Annotated in this window: 17 protein-coding genes; 5 read left to right on the forward strand and 12 right to left on the reverse strand. The window is 57.9% G+C overall.

The features are described 5' to 3' along the window. Positions 1 to 151: 151 nt before the first annotated feature. On the reverse strand, positions 152 to 553 hold the full coding sequence (locus tag F4Y00_02355) for a YraN family protein (GenBank protein ID MYE03803.1): 402 nt from the start codon (positions 551 to 553) through the stop codon (positions 152 to 154). Between the two features lie 94 nt (positions 554 to 647). On the opposite strand from F4Y00_02355, the gene F4Y00_02360 reads away from it, so the two are divergent. Beyond that, positions 648 to 1496, forward strand: a complete 849-nt coding sequence (locus tag F4Y00_02360; protein MYE03804.1) for an SAM-dependent chlorinase/fluorinase — start codon at positions 648 to 650, stop codon at positions 1494 to 1496. A 31-nt stretch (positions 1497 to 1527) separates the two neighbouring features. Further along, on the forward strand, positions 1528 to 2124 hold the full coding sequence (locus tag F4Y00_02365; GenBank protein ID MYE03805.1) for a hypothetical protein: 597 nt from the start codon (positions 1528 to 1530) through the stop codon (positions 2122 to 2124). On the opposite strand, the gene F4Y00_02370 is transcribed toward F4Y00_02365, so the two are convergent. After that, a complete protein-coding gene (locus tag F4Y00_02370) occupies positions 2096 to 3457 on the reverse strand; it encodes a two-component sensor histidine kinase (protein ID MYE03806.1) in 1362 nt (453 codons plus the stop codon). The genes F4Y00_02365 and F4Y00_02370 overlap by 29 nt on opposite strands. Before the next feature lie 43 nt (positions 3458 to 3500). Then, entirely contained in the window at positions 3501 to 4823 is a 1323-nt protein-coding gene (locus tag F4Y00_02375) for an adenylosuccinate synthase (GenBank protein MYE03807.1), read from the reverse strand. Between the two features lie 281 nt (positions 4824 to 5104). On the opposite strand from F4Y00_02375, the gene F4Y00_02380 reads away from it, so the two are divergent. After that, positions 5105 to 5746, forward strand: coding sequence for a polyketide cyclase (locus F4Y00_02380; protein ID MYE03808.1), 642 nt, complete (start codon positions 5105 to 5107; stop codon positions 5744 to 5746). Between the two features lie 26 nt (positions 5747 to 5772). Here the strand turns inward: F4Y00_02380 and F4Y00_02385 are convergent, their stop codons facing one another. The 9 genes from F4Y00_02385 to pdhA form a co-directional block, all read right to left on the reverse strand. Beyond that, complete coding sequence (locus F4Y00_02385; GenBank protein ID MYE03809.1) at positions 5773 to 6132, reverse strand: STAS domain-containing protein; 360 nt, start codon at positions 6130 to 6132, stop codon at positions 5773 to 5775. A gap of 53 nt (positions 6133 to 6185) precedes the next feature. Then, positions 6186 to 7097 carry a protein translocase subunit SecF gene (secF, locus tag F4Y00_02390; GenBank protein MYE03810.1) on the reverse strand — a complete coding sequence of 304 codons (912 nt, stop codon included), beginning with the start codon at positions 7095 to 7097 and terminating at the stop codon, positions 6186 to 6188. A 55-nt stretch (positions 7098 to 7152) separates the two neighbouring features. After that, the gene (secD, locus tag F4Y00_02395; GenBank protein MYE03811.1) at positions 7153 to 9024 is read right to left on the reverse strand and encodes a protein translocase subunit SecD; all 1872 of its coding nucleotides are present in this window, start codon (positions 9022 to 9024) and stop codon (positions 7153 to 7155) included. 141 nt (positions 9025 to 9165) lie between these two features. Next, on the reverse strand, positions 9166 to 10686 hold the full coding sequence (locus F4Y00_02400) for an asparagine--tRNA ligase (GenBank protein ID MYE03812.1): 1521 nt from the start codon (positions 10684 to 10686) through the stop codon (positions 9166 to 9168). 37 nt (positions 10687 to 10723) lie between these two features. Next, a complete protein-coding gene (locus tag F4Y00_02405) occupies positions 10724 to 12169 on the reverse strand; it encodes a GWxTD domain-containing protein (protein MYE03813.1) in 1446 nt (481 codons plus the stop codon). Positions 12170 to 12269: 100 nt separating this feature from the next. Next, on the reverse strand, positions 12270 to 13064 hold the full coding sequence (locus tag F4Y00_02410; GenBank protein ID MYE03814.1) for a metallophosphoesterase: 795 nt from the start codon (positions 13062 to 13064) through the stop codon (positions 12270 to 12272). 33 nt (positions 13065 to 13097) lie between these two features. Beyond that, positions 13098 to 14420, reverse strand: coding sequence for a pyruvate dehydrogenase complex dihydrolipoamide acetyltransferase (locus F4Y00_02415; GenBank protein MYE03815.1), 1323 nt, complete (start codon positions 14418 to 14420; stop codon positions 13098 to 13100). Between the two features lie 136 nt (positions 14421 to 14556). After that, positions 14557 to 15540 carry a pyruvate dehydrogenase complex E1 component subunit beta gene (locus tag F4Y00_02420; protein ID MYE03816.1) on the reverse strand — a complete coding sequence of 328 codons (984 nt, stop codon included), beginning with the start codon at positions 15538 to 15540 and terminating at the stop codon, positions 14557 to 14559. Positions 15541 to 15549: 9 nt separating this feature from the next. Further along, positions 15550 to 16725, reverse strand: a complete 1176-nt coding sequence (pdhA, locus tag F4Y00_02425) for a pyruvate dehydrogenase (acetyl-transferring) E1 component subunit alpha (protein ID MYE03817.1) — start codon at positions 16723 to 16725, stop codon at positions 15550 to 15552. Positions 16726 to 16942: 217 nt separating this feature from the next. Between pdhA and F4Y00_02430 the strand changes: the two genes are divergently transcribed. Together F4Y00_02430 and F4Y00_02435 are read left to right on the forward strand one after the other, a co-directional pair. Beyond that, entirely contained in the window at positions 16943 to 17752 is an 810-nt protein-coding gene (locus tag F4Y00_02430; GenBank protein MYE03818.1) for a polyprenol monophosphomannose synthase, read from the forward strand. A 132-nt stretch (positions 17753 to 17884) separates the two neighbouring features. Then, a complete protein-coding gene (locus F4Y00_02435; protein ID MYE03819.1) occupies positions 17885 to 18130 on the forward strand; it encodes a hypothetical protein in 246 nt (81 codons plus the stop codon). Positions 18131 to 18152 lie beyond the last annotated feature (22 nt).

The raw sequence follows: 18152 nt of genomic DNA on the forward strand, positions 1-18152 counted from the left end.
CGCAGTGTGGCCCAGCCACATAAGCGAGCGGCAACGCCGCATGGCGGGAAAACAGACCCCGCAGAGCGCCGCTGCATAGTGGTAACAGGCCCTAAAGGGTATGGACGGCAGGCCATGCGGAAACAAACCGTTCCCGAATAACCGCACTCCCTTATGAAGTCCAGAATGCCTGCTTGAAATGTGTAACGATTGGATCGGCGTTTTTATGCAGCACGACCGCAATTACATCGAACCGGCAAGGCGCCTGCCCCATGCTGCGTTCCCGAAGCCAGGCCTGCGCCGCTTGCGCAATACGACGTTGCTTCGTCTCCGATATAGCTTCCTCAGGGCGGCCGAACCTGAGACCGGAACGGGTCTTTACTTCGGCGAACACGATCTCGCCTTGTCCGGAAACAGCGTCGGGATCATCACCGGATGGTTCGCAGCATACCAGATCGATCTCCAAGCGACCGAACCGGTAATTGCGATGGAGAATGTGGTACCCGATGGATTCCAGATATGCGGCAGCAATATCTTCTCCCCTCTTCCCTACATCTTTTCCTCGTTCGGACATAACTCCTCCAATCCGTAAAAAGAGCGTACTGCGCTTCGTTCCGCTCGTTCCACCCCGGATCCGCCTCCATGATCCTGCGCCGGGTCAACATGGCATGGTGAAAACCTTCTTTCTTCGTACTTTGAAGCATGCCATTGTACAGATCGCCGCCGTGTCCGCAATCATAACACTTACCACAGACTTCGGAACGCGGGATGCGTATGTCGGGGCTATGAAAGGCGTCATTCTCAGCCTGTGCCCTGATGCGCGTATCGTGGACATCTCCCATGCGATCGCGCCACAGGATATCATGGAATGCGCTTTCGTGTTGCGCGACGCGGCATGGTATTTTCCCGCCGGCGCCATCCATATGGCCGTGGTGGATCCGGGGGTCGGGACAGGCCGGCGTCCCGTAGCGCTTCGTTGCGGCGAACACTTCTTCACGGGACCGGACAACGGCATTTTTCCGCTGATTCTCGACGGAACGACCCCCGAAATCTGCGTGTGCCTCGACCGGCCCGAGTACTGGCGAGACGCCATCCCTTCCCAAACTTTCCACGGACGCGACATCTTTGCGGCGGTGGCGGCGCATCTTGCGAACGGCATACCCATAGAGCGCCTCGGCAGCGTCATAGAAGAACTCGCACCCATGAAATGGGCCCTCCCGATTATGGACGATCAGGGCGTACAGGGATGGGTGGTGCATATCGACCGGTTCGGCAACTGCATCACCAACATTTCCCGGGAAATGGTCGAGGAACGCCAAGCGAACAGGCCTATCAAATGTTTTGTGGGAAACAGTATTCTTGAAGGTATCCAGGATACGTACGCCTCCGTGGAGACCGGTGAACCTCTTTTGCAGTATAACAGCAGCAATTTGCTGGAAGTGGCGGTCAATTCAGGGAACGCCGCAGAGCTCCTTGGCATCCGCAAGGGCAATCCGGTAAACATCCTCTTTTCATAAACCTCGGCGGACGCCCTGCAAACAATCGAACATGTCTGTTCCTGTGGAAAACCACCCTAAGGGGATTACGCCAAAAGTGCTTCGGGTAGCCGTTCCCGCGCTGCTGATCATCCTGGCGTCCGGCCTGATCGCATCCGGCCTCTCGAACCTGACGAAACGTTCTCAGGAAACGAACCTGATCTCCCTGTCGATCAGGCAGGCCGAACACATCGAGGCCGGATTCGAGACCGCCGAGCCCGACGAGGTGGAGAACTATGTGCGTGAATCGTTGCGCCGGCGGATCGACGTACCCGCCATCGAAGGCGCCGAACTCACGGGCGTATCCATCCACGACGCGGGCGATGGAGCACGGATCCCCGTCCTCCTGTACCGGAACACGAATGAATCCGGAGATATTGTGCTCTACGCCTACTCGTACGCGTTCCTCGACACCCACGGGCACCGATTCCAACTAACCGGCGATGTGCTCGAACGCATCGAAACGGAAGACCTCTTCGACCTGCGCGATTCCGGCGAAACGAATGTCCTGGTCTGGCGGCAACGCGACGACATCTTCATTGCTGTCACGGAGAGCGACATCGAAGCGCTGGAAAACCGTATCAGGGCTTCTTCGCAGCCGGCACCGTAATCCGAAAGGTGCTTCCCTGATCAGGCCGCGACTGCAGGAGCACAAGGCTCCCGCCATGGTGTTCCTCAACAATGCGCTTGGCCAGATTCAATCCCAGCCCCCAGCCCCGTTTCTTGGTGCTATAGCCGGGGCGGAATATATTTTTCCAATTCTTCCGGTCAATGCCCTTCCCGGTATCGCGTATATCTATCCGGATGCTTTCCTGCACCCCGGAGACTTGCACATCGATGACGCCACCAGTCATTTCCATGGCGTCAAGCGCATTCTTGAGAAGATTTTCTATCACCCACTCGAACAGTTCCGCATTCAGCGGCGCATACAATGCTCCGGAGATTTGCACGTTCAACTCGACGAACCCATCCCCCTGAGGGATACGCTTGCGCACATAATCCGCTGCCGCCTCAATAACCGGCGCCACCGCATCCACTTCGAGCCTCGGCATCGAACCTATATCCGAAAAACGGGCAGTCACCCGCTCGAGCCGCGCCACATCGCGCTCCATTTCCCGCAACGCACCTTGCTTCTGCTCGCCGGACAGCGCGTTCCCTCTGAGTAACTCCACCCACCCCATCAAACTGGAAATTGGCGTACCCAACTGGTGTGCAGCTTCTCTTGCCATGCCAACCCAGAGACTGCTTTGTTCGCTCCTTCGCACATACGAGAATCCGAGATATCCGATCAGGATGAAGAAAGCCACAAACAACAGTTGCAGAAACGGAAAAATCGTGAGTTCGCGAATCAGCCTCGAATCGTCGTAGAACAGGTATTGTCTGACCGCCTCGGGAGGGGTGCCGAATTCTATGGCGATCGGTTCGTAATCCTGCGCCATGGCGCGAGCGCGTTCGTTCAGCCTGCGCAGGACCTCGGACCGCTCCTCCGGCGACAACTCCTGAAGTTGAAGCGAATCCGGAACGGGTACATGCTGCCAGATCACCGGCATCGATTGCGTCGAATCCATGACGATCGCCGGGATGCCGAATCCTCCCTGCAATATGATCTCACCGGCAAGCGTTACATCCTCCGCGGGAGGCATGGTCCGGGACCATGCGAGTGCGCTGCGGTACCTCGCGAGCGCCTCGGGAGAAATGGGACCGTCGGGTACAGCCGCGTCGACCAGTTGATGTTCTATCTCGGTAAATACCGGCAAATACGGATTTTCCCGAGTGGCGGATAGCCGTTCCTGTGCTGCCGCCCATAAGTGAATGACAAACTGCTCGCGTTCGCGCAGCCGGTCTACGGTCCGGCTGGTGTACGCAAGCGAAACCACCGAGATCAGCACGGCCAGTACAACCAGGCCGAGTTTGAGTCGTACGGAATGACGATACGCCTTCATGGTCAAACCTCCTGCGCTGTCCGATTGCCCCTCATGGGGACTCTTACCCTCCTGTACCGGCAGGGCGGATATCTACTGTGTCCAAAACGACATCTTCCGAAATGACCTGATCCCGTTTGGGGCCTGTCGAAATCATGGAAATGCGGACGCCGAGCGAATCTCTCAGAAAGCGCAGATAGCGCTGGGCGGCCGCCGGCAAATCGGCCATGTATTTCACGCCGGTAATATCTTCCGACCAGCCTTCGAACGAGGTATAGACGGGTTGAACCTTCTCGAGCGTTTGCACTTCGCTTGGAAAACGCGTCGTTTCCTTGCCGTCGTACCGATAGGCCGTACACACCTTGAGCGTATCCAACCCCGTCAGTACATCGAGTTTGGTGATAGCGAGTTCCGTCAGCCCGTTGATCATGGACGTATACCGAAGAGCCACCAGGTCCAGCCACCCGCACCGCCGGGGCCTGCCGGTCGTTGCGCCGAACTCGTCCCCCACCTGACGCAAGCGCTCGCCGGCCGGATCATCCAACTCCGTGGGAAACGGCCCGTTACCCACGCGCGTGCTGTACGCCTTCACAATGCCAATGACCGTGTCCACGGCCGTGGGGGGCACCCCCAGTCCTGTACAACATCCCCCAACGGTAGGGTGACTCGAGGTCACAAACGGATAGGTCCCGAAATCCACATCGAGCAAAGAACCCTGAGCGCCCTCGGCGAGAATACGTTTGCCCGCCCGCAGGGCCTGCCCGAGATATTGCGACGTATCCGTAACGAACGGGTCAATCAGGCAGTCGAACTCCACATATTCTTCGATGATCTGTTCCACGTCGAGGCCATCGGCATCGTACACGCCGCGAAGCAGCGCATTCTTTTCCTCGATCGCACGTTTGAGTTTGCGGCGCAGCGTATCCCGATCCAGTAAATCCACCACGCGGATACCTGTACGGGCAAACTTGTCGACATACGCAGGACCGATACCGCGACCCGTCGTGCCAATGGCGCCCGCGTCGCGCATCCGTTCGCGCGCTTCCTCGATGCGCTTGTGATACGGCATGATCAGATGCGCATCGTGCGAAATAAGAAGCCGCCCGTCCACATCGTACCCGAGGTCGCGGATCATGCGGATTTCTTCCATGATCGCCACGGGATCCAGCACCACGCCGTTCCCGATCACACAGGTCACATGTTCGTGAAAAATGCCGCTTGGAACGAGGTGAAGCACAAATGTTTCGTCTCCCCAACAGATCGTGTGCCCTGCATTCGCGCCTCCCTGGTAACGCGCCACGATGTCCACATTCGGACTCAGGAGATCAACAATCTTGCCCTTGCCCTCGTCTCCCCATTGCGTTCCTATGACGACTGTGACGCCCATTTTATAGTCTAATCCCGATTCTGTATCTATTAGTATTCTGCCGAATCTTTAGCAATCTTTTTAGGCTCACAGACAAGAAAAACGGTTTGCATTGCGCATTTTTATAGCTTACGAGATATTACCTGTAGAGAAAGATTACGGTTCCCCGAGAGGTCGCCCCTATCGGGCTAATCTCCGAATCCGATTGACACAACGCCCTGGCACTTCCGGCGATGTTGCGAAAGGTCAGTTATGCAACAGCAGGCGAGTCAACTACCCAACGACCAGAATAGAGAGAAACCATGCAGTTCAATGTCGAATTTCACCTCAGCGCCACAGAGCGCTCCGTGTCGTCACTGGAGCGCGACGGACAACCTGCCCGCGCCGTCACCCTTGCTCGCAGCTACCCGACGACGGTCGACGATTTGTGGGACGCCGTGACGAACAGCCAGCGTATCCCGCGCTGGTTTCTGCCGATCAGCGGGGCGCTCAAACCTGGCGGCCGCTATCAGTTGGAAGGCAATGCGGGCGGCTTGATCATGGATTGCAAACCGCCATCCCGTTTCGCAATCACATGGGAATTCGGTAACGATGTCAGTTGGGTGGAAGTGCACTGCTCGGACGATGAGGCCGAAGGCGTACGGCTTGCACTCACGCATATTGCGCGCCTGTCGGAGCATTGGGAGATGTACGGTCCAGGCGCTACCGGTGTCGGCTGGGAGATGGGCCTTTGGGGACTCGCGATCCATCTTGCGCAACCGGCCCGGCCAAAACCGGACGAAATCGCCTTTGCCACTTCACGGGACGGTAAGGCATTCATCACCGGCAGCAGCGAGAGATGGGAAAAAGCGGCGGTTGCAGCCGGAACAAACCCTGATGCTGCACGCGCCGCGGCAAGGCGCACAACCGCGTTCTACACCGGGGAATCGGCCGAACCTGCCTGATGCCCGAACAGCTTCACGCCTCTCCACTATGCCGGCGACGGCGGATCCTCTTCGTAACTGCGCACGGCTTCGTCCACGGATTCGTAATGTTTGAATACCGTATCGAGCCGGGTAATCACGAGCAATGAACGAATACCGGCGCCCATACCCGCCAGGCGAAAATCTCCCCCGGCGTTGCGCATCGTCGTCATGGCGCTGATCAGCATGCCGAGTCCGCTTGAATTCATGAACCGGACCCCCGACAGATCCACCACCACATGACGCTTGCCCGCGTCTTTCAATTCGTGCAGGCGATCATGCAATTTCGTGCCGTCGGGGCCACCAAGGATATTCCCCTCCAGCGCGAGAACTACTACGCGACCCTGTTCTTGCACATCGTATTTCATGAAAACCTCTCGGGATTCAGCGCCGACGACCCTGCCGTTTACGTGAGAAACGCTTATCTGCGGCCGCCTTTCATGCGCGTCCTGAGTTCCACGACGACCGGCGAAGCCACGAAAACGGATGAGTATGTACCGATCGTCACACCCAGAATAAGCCCGAATGCAAAGCCGCGCAGCACCTCTCCGCCAAAAATAAAGAGGACAGCCACTACGAGCAAGGTCGTGCCGGAGGTGACGATCGTCCGACTGAGCGTATTGTTGATGGAACGATTCACCAACTTGTCATACGTTTCCGTCTTGAAAAGATTCGAATATTCCCGAATCCGGTCGAAAACGACCACCGTATCGTTGAGCGAATAGCCCACAATCGTCAAAAAGGCGGCAATAATGGCCTGGTCGATCTGGAGCGAGAACGGAAGGATGCCGGCCGCCGCGGAGAAGATGCCCAGCGTGATCGTGACATCATGGAACAAGGCCGCCACCGCGCCGACGCCGAACCTCCATTCGAACCTCAGCAGAATATAGACGAAAATCACAAGAAGACTCCCGAGAACAGCCCAAATGGCTCCTTGCTTCAGATCCTCCGCAAAACGCGGGCCTACCACGTCCGTTTTGACGACCTCCGGATCGGAGCCTGCGAAGCCCTCGGTGATCCCTTCTACGATCCGGTTCTGAATGTCCGAAATGTCTCCTTCCGCGGATGTGCGAATAAGCACCTGGCCCGCACCGAACGTTTTCACCTCCGGCTCGGACCCCAGCGCCGTGGCCAACTGGCCGCGCACCGCTACCGGCTCCAGTTCCACCGGACTTTCGACAACAAACTCCATGCCCCCCTGAAAATCGATGCCCAGTTCAAGGCCTCGCACGATCAGTGAGCCGACGCTCAGCAAGAGCAGAATGCCGGAGACGATGTACGCCTTTCTCCGGTTGCCTATGAAGTTGAAATTGGCGTTTTCAAAAATTCTCATTGTGCTGTCTCTATCGAAAGTGCGCCTGTGGATGAAGGGCGATCCGGAACTCCCGTCATCCGTAACTGACGCTCATTCGCCGCTTGACCACCATATAGTCGAAGACGATCCGGGAAACGATAATGGCTGTAAACAGCGACGAAAGAATACCGGCCATCAGGGTTACCGCAAATCCCTGAATGGGACCGACGCCAAACGAATACAGGATGGCGCCGACGAAGAACGTGGTCACGTTTGCATCGAAAATGGCGCTGAACGCCTTCGAGTAACCGGCATCGATAGCCGCCTTCAGGGTCTTTCCGGTGGCGCGCTCCTCACGTATTCGCTCGAAGATCAGTACGTTGGCGTCTACCGCCATACCGATCGTCAACACGATACCGGCGATACCGGGCAGGGTAAGCGTAGCGTTGAAGGCGGCCAGTATTCCGAATATGAAAATGATATTGAACAACAGGGCCAGATCCGCGACCAGCCCGGCCGTGCGGTAATAGAAGATCATGAAGATCGCTACCAGGCCAAGCCCCACCATAATCGAAATAAAACCGGCACGGATGGAAGCCCTGCCGAGACTTGGCCCCACCGTGCGCTCCTCGACGATATCGACCGGCGCGGGCAGCGCACCGGACATGAGCACTGTCACGATGTCCTGGGCCTCCTCGCGGCTGTCCAGCCCGGTGATGGACGAGCGACCGCCTACGATGCGATTGATGACGGTCGGATACGAATAAACCACCCCGTCCAGTACGATAGCGATGTTTTTGTCCACATTCGCCCCGGTCAACCGGGCCCAGGTGCGCGATCCTTCCGAGTTCATCACCATCGTGACTTCCGGAAGATTCAATTCGTCGAAATCGACGCGGGCCGACGTAATCACCTCGCCCGACAATTCGATCTGATCCCGCACGCCAAGCAGGTAATACATTTCCAGGCCATCCTCTGTCAGCCCGACGGGATTCGCTTCGTAAAGCAGATCCACGCCGATGGGAAGCGCCTCCTGAACGGCGGGAACCGAGAGCAACTCGCTAACGCGCGCCGTGTCCTGCTCGGAAACCAGCCCAAAGACAACCCCCTGCCCGACAGGCTGCATCACTTCCAGCAACGCATTGGTCGGCTCGTCTTCTTCGGGTTCAGCGAACAGATCCTCGGCGGCTAATATCGAATCGGCTTCCGCACCATCTTCCTCTTCGTCCTCCACACGGGTGACTTCCACAACCACATTGTAATGCTCGATCGCCCGCTCCAGGGAACGCAGCAATTCCTCCGGTTCGGCCATGAGATGAAACTCGAGGCGGGCCGTGCCCTTCAGCAGATTCCGCACACGCTCGGGATCATCGATCCCGGGCAATTCGACCACCACGCGCCGCGTGCCCTGTTTCTGGATGGACGGTTCGGTCACCCCGTAACGGTCCACCCGGTCCCTGATAATGGAAATGGCCCGATTAATCGCGTTGTCGGCCTGGTCAAGAAGGTACTGTGATACCTCAGCGTTGGTCGACCGGCGCGTAATGCCGGCGTCAGCATCCCGAAAATAGCGGGACAGACGCGCATCGGGGTCGCGCCGTTCGAATTCCATCACAAACGCGTCTATAATGGAATTACCCGTCTCATCGGACGACACGCGGGCAGCGGCCAGCACCTCCTCGAACGTCTGATCCACATCCGTGGCCAACTCCCGGATCAGCGCATCGGTCCGGACCTCCATGGTGACATGCATGCCCCCCTGAAGATCAAGGCCGAGCTTCAGCGCATCCTCCTTGACGGTTCTGATAGTCTGAAGATTTTCCCGTTCATACTCGACTCGTTCCTGCTCCTCCAGCCCGCTTATCCGCTGCTGGATAAAATAATTCCGTACGGTCGGGTAGAGATACCAGGCCGACAGGGCAAAGAAAAATGCGAGCAGGCCGATTTTGAACCCGTTTCCTTGCATAGCAAGTTTATGGATAGATAGTGGATATTCGGGGCAAGGCGGGAAATAAAGACCAGTTCGTATACCGTGCCCTGCCGGTTTGTTCCAGTGCGCGCGCTCCGGCGATCATCTCTGCATAGTGTGAACAGGCCCTACCATTCTTCACGGCGTAATGCGCCCCATGAGCCGCGGAAACGGGATCGTCTCCCGTACATGATCGATCCCCGCGATCCAGGTAAGCATACGTTCGAGCCCCAAACCGAATCCGGCGTGCGGTACGGAACCGAACCGGCGCAGGTCCAGATACCATTCGAACGCCTCTTTCGGCAGTTCGTGTGCAGCGATCTGCTCTTCGAGAAAAGCAAGGTCCGTCGCTCGTTCGCCGCCGCCTATAATTTCCCCATACCCCTCCGGCGCCAACACATCCAGCGCCATGGCAAGTCGTGCATCGTCGGGATCCCGTTTCATGTAGAATGCCTTCACGGCGGCAGGATACCGGTGCACCATGACGGGGCGGTCGAAATGCCAGGTCAATACCGTTTCGTCGCTGCCTCCGAAGTCGGATCCCCACTCGAAGGACCGTGCGGATTCTTTCCAGTCCGGCAGATTTTGCAGGGCTTCGGCGATCTCCCCGGTACGCTGATGAATAGCAATCTCGCGAGCGTCCAGGCGGCGGCGTTCGGACTTTTTCGCTTGCCCGTATCGCTTCCGGTTTGCGGCAAGTTCTTCGGCAACCGCCGCGTTTTCTTCCTCCAGCGCCCGGATCCTGGCGGTCAACATGTCGGCGGTTTCGTCGCTGCGAAGCAACTCGACAGCCTGCGTGTACGAAATACGGGGGAACGGTTTGCACACACGCTCAAGCGGCGCCGGATCGCGTTCGAGCATCGCCAGTTCCTCCCGGCAATGCGCCAACACGTCCCCGATTATATGCACCAGCATATCTTCGGCCAGGTCCAGGGTCATATCCAGGTCGAAGAACGCCATCTCGGGCTCGATCATCCAGAACTCCGTAAGATGACGACGCGTCTTGGACTTCTCGGCGCGAAACGTCGGGCCGAACGTGTAAATGCGCCCGAAAGCCATGGCCATCGCCTCTCCATAGAGCTGACCGCTCTGGGTCAGGTACGCCTTCTCATCGAAATAATCCAGTTCGAACAGGCTCGACGTACCTTCGACAGCGTTTCCCGTCAGGATCGGCGCATCCATCTGCAAAAATCCGCGCTCCTGAAAGAACGTGTGGATGGCCACGATCAACCGGTTGCGGATCCGCAAAATGGCCCAGGGAAGACGGCTGCGCAACCACAAGTGACGATGCGACATCAGGAAGTCGATGCCGTGCTCCTTGGGCGTAATGGGATACTCCACGGATTCGCCCACAAGTTTCAACGAGGAAACAACCAGTTCGACGCCGCCCGTCTGCCGCTCGTCGGCGATGACCTTGCCGGTCACAATCAGGGCACTCTCCTGGGTGGCTTCCTCCGCGATCCGCCAGGTATCGGCATCCACACTGTCCGCGGCTACGACACACTGCACCAGCCCCGTACCGTCCCGCAACATGAGAAACAGCAAGTGCTTCGAACCGCGCTTGTTGTACAGCCAGCCCTTGAGCAGCACCTCCTGTCCCTCATACGAAGCCAGCTCCTGAACGGATACATGCCGGAACCCGGCGTCGGCGTGGGTCATCAGCGAAAATGTTTAGGCGGCAGACCAGCCGCTGTCGTTAACGACGATACAACTCCGATTGCCAGTTGGGGAGTGATCGTTCGCCCGGTACACTGGAATGCAGCAATTCGAAACTGCCGAATCCGGTCACGTCCGCAAACACGAAAATAGACTGGCCGTGCCCCGGGATGTTGTTATACTGCCATATTTCGTAGGGAATCGTTGCCTGATCATAGAGATGCGGTTCGATGTCGTTAGGCAACCCGTATGTGATGACGACCCGCCCCCGATCGCTTTCCCAGCCCGGTTCGATGTTCGATGTGTACCGGTCGTTGGCATATTGTATGCGTTGATAAAACGCCTCCTTGAATTCATTGACGGGCGTCATGGGCCGGTCATCGCGCTTTTGCCAGAAATCCATCAGAAAACGACGCCGATCGTCCAGTTCGGGCAACCTCCGCATCCGACGTCTCTCCATATCGTTCGCAATGAGGCGGGCATGAGCCATCCCCTGTTCGACCTCATCTTCCGTCATCTCCGCATAGGAACTCGTTTCGAAATCGAGTTCGAGCACGGCCGGATCCTCACGGGATACGCCCGGATTGTACACAAAAAACTTCCGTGACCGTTCGACCATCCCCTCGTTCTGATCGTTGAGCAGCACCATGTGGAGCGCATACGATCCCGTGGGCAGTTCGCTGGTATTGAAACTTCCTACAAGCACATCGGGGGATCTGATCGCGCGTTGGGTGCGATTTTCCATGCCGGTAATCGGGCTCGAATGATCGGCCTCCGCCACATACGTGTATACGACGTACGTGGCGTTCCCGGAGTTTATTTCCTCTACACCGTATGCTTCCGCATAGTAGTACATGCGGTGCAGACCCTCGCCGAACAGGCGATTGGGACTGGGATGGACAAGAAGACCGTTCTTGAAGAAAGGGTTTTCCCGGCGACTATCCGGCGCAATACCGGTAGCCAGCGTAATGTCCGAAAGCGACGGGGCGCCGTCCGGTTCGAAGCGGTCCACCGGGAATGTTTGCCGTACCCGTAGACTGGGCCTGGTGGGCGTATCCGGAACAGTCAGGTCCAGCACATAGTCGCCCGGCGGTACCGCGGAGCGCTTCTGATGCGTAAAATAATGCCCGGAATGCATCCCGGCGGTATCGGGGAGCGCAAAGCGAAGCACCGTGGAATCGGCCCACACGGGCACTGCATCGGCCTCACCGGCCCCCGGCGCTGCACCGGGAGCAAGTTCAAGATGCAGGGGCATAAGCGCCACGAAGCCACCGGTTTCGACCGCCTCAAAATCCAGGGAAGGCGCCTCGACACCGATATACACTTCTACGAGCGACGTCGCTTCATCGTACGCGAAGGCCGCATAATCGACATCCACCTTCACGGGCGCCTGTTGTGCGTGCACGCCACCGGACAGAAAACCGAACGAAGCAAGCAGCGCTATGCCTGCTCCGGCGGAAAACATTGCCTTTGGCAAACCGATCATGCGATGCCTCCTTGTCGAAGAGACCGGGGAATACCTCTTGGAAAATAGGCCCGGAGAACGGGAAAAGAAAACGGAGCAGTGCAAAACCCTCCTCTGCCCCTCACCGCTTGAACCGGGTCACGCCCTCCGACACGAACCGGCTCTCTTCGGCCAGGTACTGTCTGCCCTCTATCGAGAAAAAGTCTGCTTCGATGTCGATCACATTGTAGTGATTCCGGGAACGGTATGTACGCCGTCCGCGCGTACTGGTTGCGGTCCCTGCAACGGCAACCACAATCCGGTGCATGGGATTCGTTTCCAGCGTAATCTCAAGGGGCTCGACATGGGATACATGGAGGTGCCCGCAAAGGATGAGGGATACGCCGGCTTCCCCCGCCCGGTCAAGCGCGCGACGGGCGTACCGGGCCACGTCGTGTGACCATAACGACTGCATACGCGACAACTGGTGATGCACCACAAGCACCTTGAACACGGAGGACGGGACAGGTGACAGACGATGTGTGATATCCTCGCAGGTGCGTTCGTCGATGCGCCCCCCCTTGATCGTGCACCGGCGGGCCGAATTCAGGCCAAGCACGGCCACGCCATCCATGCGAAAGAACGGAGCCACTTCGGGCCCGATGAATCGGCGATACCGCTCGAACGGCGTGAAAATACGCAGGAACGGCTGCCACCAGGGAGATACGTCATGGTTTCCGGGCACGACGACGACCGGTGGCCCCAGAGCCGCAAGCATGGCGGCGGCCTCTTCGAATTCGACAATGCGGGCCCGCTGGGTCAGATCCCCGCTTACGGCAACGAGATCGACGTCCGAATCGTTGATTTCATCGATAAGCGCCCCGACGACCCCGCGATGCGAAATCTTGCCGAAATGCAAATCCGATACATGCGCGATCCTGAATCCGGTCACCGTGCTGCCTCGAAAGCGCTATAGCAACATGGAAATCGGCTCTTCAAGATAGCTCCGCACCGTCCCGATAAAGGCGGCGGCCACGGCGCCGTCCACCACGCGGTGATCGGATGAAAGCGTCAGTTTCATACGCTTGCCGGGAACGACCGCCCCTTCCTTCACCACCGCTTCGTCGCGAATCGCCCCGATGGCGAGAATGCACGCATTCGGGGGATTGATGATGGCTGTAAATTCCTCGACGCCGTACATACCGAGGTTACTTGTCGTGAAGGTGGAGCCTTCCCAGTCTTCCGGCTGCAGCGTACGATCACGGGCCCGCTGCGCCAACTCGCGGGTTTCTGCGGCGATCTGCATCAACCCCTTCCGGTCCGCATGCCGGATAACCGGTGTGACCAGTCCGTCGTCTATGGCTACGGCAATCGCAACATGAACATGGCCATGCTGACGAATCACGCCCTCCTGCTCGATCCAGGAAGCATTGACGGCCGGATGCGCGCGCAGAGCCAGCGCACAGGCCTTCGTAACGAGGTCATTGAACGAAATTTTTACCCCGCCCGCAGCCTCCGCCTGCTTGTTGATGCGGGCGCGAGCCGCAACGGCCCGCTCCACATCCACATCCACGGTCAGATAAAAATGGGGCGAAGTGAACTTGCTCTCCGAAAGACGGCGCGCAATAGCCTTGCGCATCTGTGAAATACGTACGGTTTCGGATACCTCCTCCACGGGCATTTCGATCATGCTCCCCGGCACGGGGTATCCAGGCGTGAGGCCGGGAGCAGGCGCATGCCGCCGGATCACTGCTTCTATATCCCGCTTCACAATACGTCCTTCGGGGCCGCTGCCTGCGATCTGCTCCAATGCAATCCCGTGCTCATCAGCCATACGGCGTGCAACCGGCGAACTCTTGACGCGTCCGTCGTCTCCGGAAGGGACTGTACCCGATGCAGCATCCTGACCGGCTATCTGCACAGCCCCATCGCCTGCCGAAGGGGCGGGCGTCTCCAGAACAGGCGTCTCAGGAGCAGATGCCTCAGGGGCAGGTGCTGCCGCAGACGCGCCTGCAGCGCTGTCATACCCGGCAAGCAATCCGGAAATGTCTTCGCCGGCCTTGCCAAGCACTGCAATCAGGCCTCCGATGGGTACGGCGGCGCCCTCCGGAATGACCCTTTTCAGCAATACCCCGTCGTCGTACACTTCAAGGTCCATCGTGGCCTTGTCCGTCTCGACCTGCGCGATAATATCCCCGGACGACACAGCATCCCCTTCCTCTGCCAGCCATGCCACGAGGACGCCCTCCTCCATGGTATCGCTCATTTTGGGCATTTCAACAGGGATGGGCATGGTCCGGCATTCAGATTATGTCCTTGTGTGCAATGCGCTTTTCGAGGGCTTCCGTAAGGCCTTAATCCGGCGGAATGGCGAGGCGGGAATAGTTTTCGTGTCGGAAAAGGCGTATCGAAAAAGAGAGCCTGTATCCTCAGTTTGCGTACAGTACCTGTTTGGCGGCCGCTACGATTTCCTCGGTACGAGGCATGTAATAATCGATCAGATTTTTTGCATACGGAGCCGGAACATCCTTGGCGGTCACCCGCATGACCGGAGCGTCCAGCCAGTCGAACACGCGCTCTTGTATCTGACAGGCCACCTCCGACGAAAAACTGGCGAACGGATTGCTTTCGTCCACGACGACAAGCCGGTTCGTCTTCCTGACGGATGCCGCAATCGTTTCAATATCCAGCGGGCGGATCGTCCGCGGGTCGATGATTTCGGCGTCGTATCCGTCTTCGGCCAGTTGATCGGCGGCTTCGAGGGCGCGCCAGTAACTCTTCTGATGGGCCACGATGGTGACGTCGGCGCCTTCCCGCGCAATGCGCGCCTTGCCCAGCGGAATCAGGTAATCTTCTGCATCCGAAACGTCCCCCTTCAGGCCATACATCGACTCGCTTTCGAGAAAAATCACCGGGTCGTCATCGCGGATAGCGGTTTTCAGAAGTCCCTTCGCGTCATCCGGATTGGACGGCGCAACGACTTTGAGACCGGGGAAATACGAATAAAGGGATTCGACAGCCGTGTTGTGGGTAGCGGCCAACTGGCCCGCGGCGCCGTTCGGCCCCCGAAAAACGATCGGCATCGAGAACTGCCCTCCGGACATGTACCGGATCTTCGCCGCATTGTTGACCAACTGGTCAAACGCTACGAACGAAAAATTGAAGGTCATAAACTCGACGATAGGGCGCAATCCGGCCATCGCAGCGCCTACGCCGAGACCGGCGAACCCGCTTTCACTGATCGGCGTGTCGATCACCCGGTCTGCGCCGAAACGATCCAGCATTCCTTCGCTGACCTTGTACGCCCCATTGTACTCAGCAACTTCCTCTCCAATCAGAAAAATGTCCTTGTCGCGCTCCATCTCTTCCACCATGGCGGCGCGAATCGCTTCACGAAATTGCAATGCAGCCATATCTGGAAATCAATCGGTTAAAAACGGATAATCGTCCTGCGAATACACGTGTTCGTATATCTCCCGGATGGGCGGCTCATCACTCTGTTCACTGAAGGTAACCGAGTCCATGACTTCCTGCTTGACTTCGTCGTCCACTGCATCCAGTTCCTCGTTCGAGGCCAGCTCATGCTCCAGCATGTAGCCCTTGAGGCGGATGATCGGGTCTTCTTCCTTCATGGAATCCAGTTCTTCTTTGGTCCGGTAATTCGCCGGATCACTCATGGAATGACCGCGATACCGGTAGGTACGCACTTCCAGAATAGACGGGCGGTTGTTCCGGGCCGCAGCAATATGATCCGACATGGCCTTGTAGACACTGAAAATATCCATGCCGCTGGCCAGCGAGGAGGCCATGCCGTAACTCTGCGCATACCGGTAAAAGTCCGTCTGCGCGAAAGCCCGGTCGGTGGCCGTACCCATAGCGTATTCGTTGTTCTCGATCACAAAGACGCAGGGCATTTCGTACAGGGCAGCCAAATTCATGGTCTCATGGAAGGACCCCTGCCCCACAGCGCCGTCACCGAAGTAGGTCAGGCATACCCCGCCGTCCCCCTTGTACTTATGCGCAAAGGCAATGCCCGCTCCGACGGCGATATGGCCTCCAACAATGCCGTGTCCTCCATAGAAGTTGAGTTCCTTCTTGAAGTAATGCATGGAGCCGCCCTTGCCTCTTGAAGAGCCGCCGACCTTGCCGAAAAGCTCCGCCATGCATTCGTTCGCCGTCATGCCGAGCGCCAGACCGATTCCGTGATCGCGATAGGCGGTGATCACCGAGTCTTTGCCGATCTCCATGGCGTACGCCGACCCGGTAGATACTGCTTCCTGTCCAATATAGAGATGTAAAAATCCGCCGATCTTTTGTTTTCCGTACATCTGTGCGGCGCGCTCCTCGAACCGGCGCTGCAACAGCATGTTGCGGTACATAGCATGCACCTGATCGCCGGAAAACCCGAGTTCCTCGTGGGTATATGCACCGGCCGGATAATGAATGAAAGACTCATCGGCGCCGGAGGCGACCCCGTCTTCTGCAGCTACTCCGGAATGGCCGTTCCGGCTGGCAACCGGAACCCCGTTTCCTTCCGCCTCACCGTCTGTGGCGGGTTTCGCAGGTTTCCTCGCTTTTTTCCGGGTTTCACCGGCCATGGCTTATCATAGCATGGGTTATGTGCAAAAAACGACGCACGGGGCCTTCAATGCATTTGTATCAGGATGGAATCCGGCGGGTTTCATCTTTCCGTAAAATTAACTGTCCGCTAACATCCCGGAAGAGGGCTTCTGAAGGTCGGCGCCGACCCCGGCACGGAACCGCGGCCCTGCTCCCGTGTCAGATGCCTGACTTGAGCATGCGCAGCTTGCCAAGATAATAAAAATCGAACTATTCGACACGCTGTTCCTCCGATTGCCGCTCCCCGTGGAACCTCTTCGCAAACAGGATGCTTCGGGACCGAACCGCTCCATAGTCATCATCCCCACCTACAACGAAGCGGAAAACGTCTCCGTCGTTCTCGACGAAATCATGACGTTGCCCGAACGAGTGCATGCGCTCGTGGTCGACGACGGCTCTCCCGACGGCACAGCGGACTGCGTACGGGCGCGCATGGAAAAACACCCGGGGCGCATATCGCTGATCGAACGGGAAGGCAAAATGGGGCTCGGCACCGCCTACCTGCGCGGTTTCGACTGGGCGCTCGACCGGAAGTATACGTTCATATGCAGCATGGACGCGGACCTGTCGCATAACCCTGTCGACCTGTCCCGCCTGATCGCTCCCGTGCTCGAAGGCAAGGCCGACCTGGCAATCGGTTCGCGCTACGCAGAGGGGGTTCGCGTCGTGAACTGGCCGCTTACCCGTCTCATTCTCTCCTATTGCGCCGGAATCTATACCCGTTGCGTGACCCGCATACCGATCCGGGACGTAACGGCCGGGTTCATGTGCTATCATCGCCGCGTGCTCGAAGCCATCGACTTCAACCGGGTCACTTCCAACGGGTACTCTTTTCTGCTGGAAATGAAGTACCGCGCCTGGCGCCAGGGATTCGCCCTGCTCGAAATCCCGATCATCTTTACCGAACGCACCGAAGGCCAATCCAAAATGACCCGGGCGATCGTACGCGAAGCGGCCTTCAAGGTCTGGGAACTCCGCCTGCGGCAATTGCTCGGACGCTTGTAACAAGGGATACTCTGATTGAATCCAGGCGTGCAATTTTACACGCTCTCCATGTAAAGCGCGCATCCCTCTTTGCCTGTTGCGCGTTAACAGGCGCAGCGAATCGTACTACGCGCCTTTCAACGCACACATAACATGTCCGCATACAAAGACCTGACCCCGCCCGACGAAGGCCGGTCGATTACGATGGAGCAAGGCCGCCTGAACGTGCCGGACCGACCCGTCATCCCATTCATCGAAGGCGACGGCACAGGACCGGATATATGGGCCGCCGCGCAGCATGTTTTCGATCATGCCGTCCGGTATGCTTACGGGAATACGCGACAAATCGTGTGGTTCGAGGTGTTCGCCGGGGAAAAGGGAATGAACAATTTTGACTAGTGGCTGCCGCACGACGCCCTGG

The sequence above is a fragment of the Bacteroidetes bacterium SB0662_bin_6 genome, from assembly GCA_009839485.1.
Taxonomy (GTDB): domain Bacteria; phylum Bacteroidota; class Rhodothermia; order Rhodothermales; family VXPQ01; genus VXPQ01.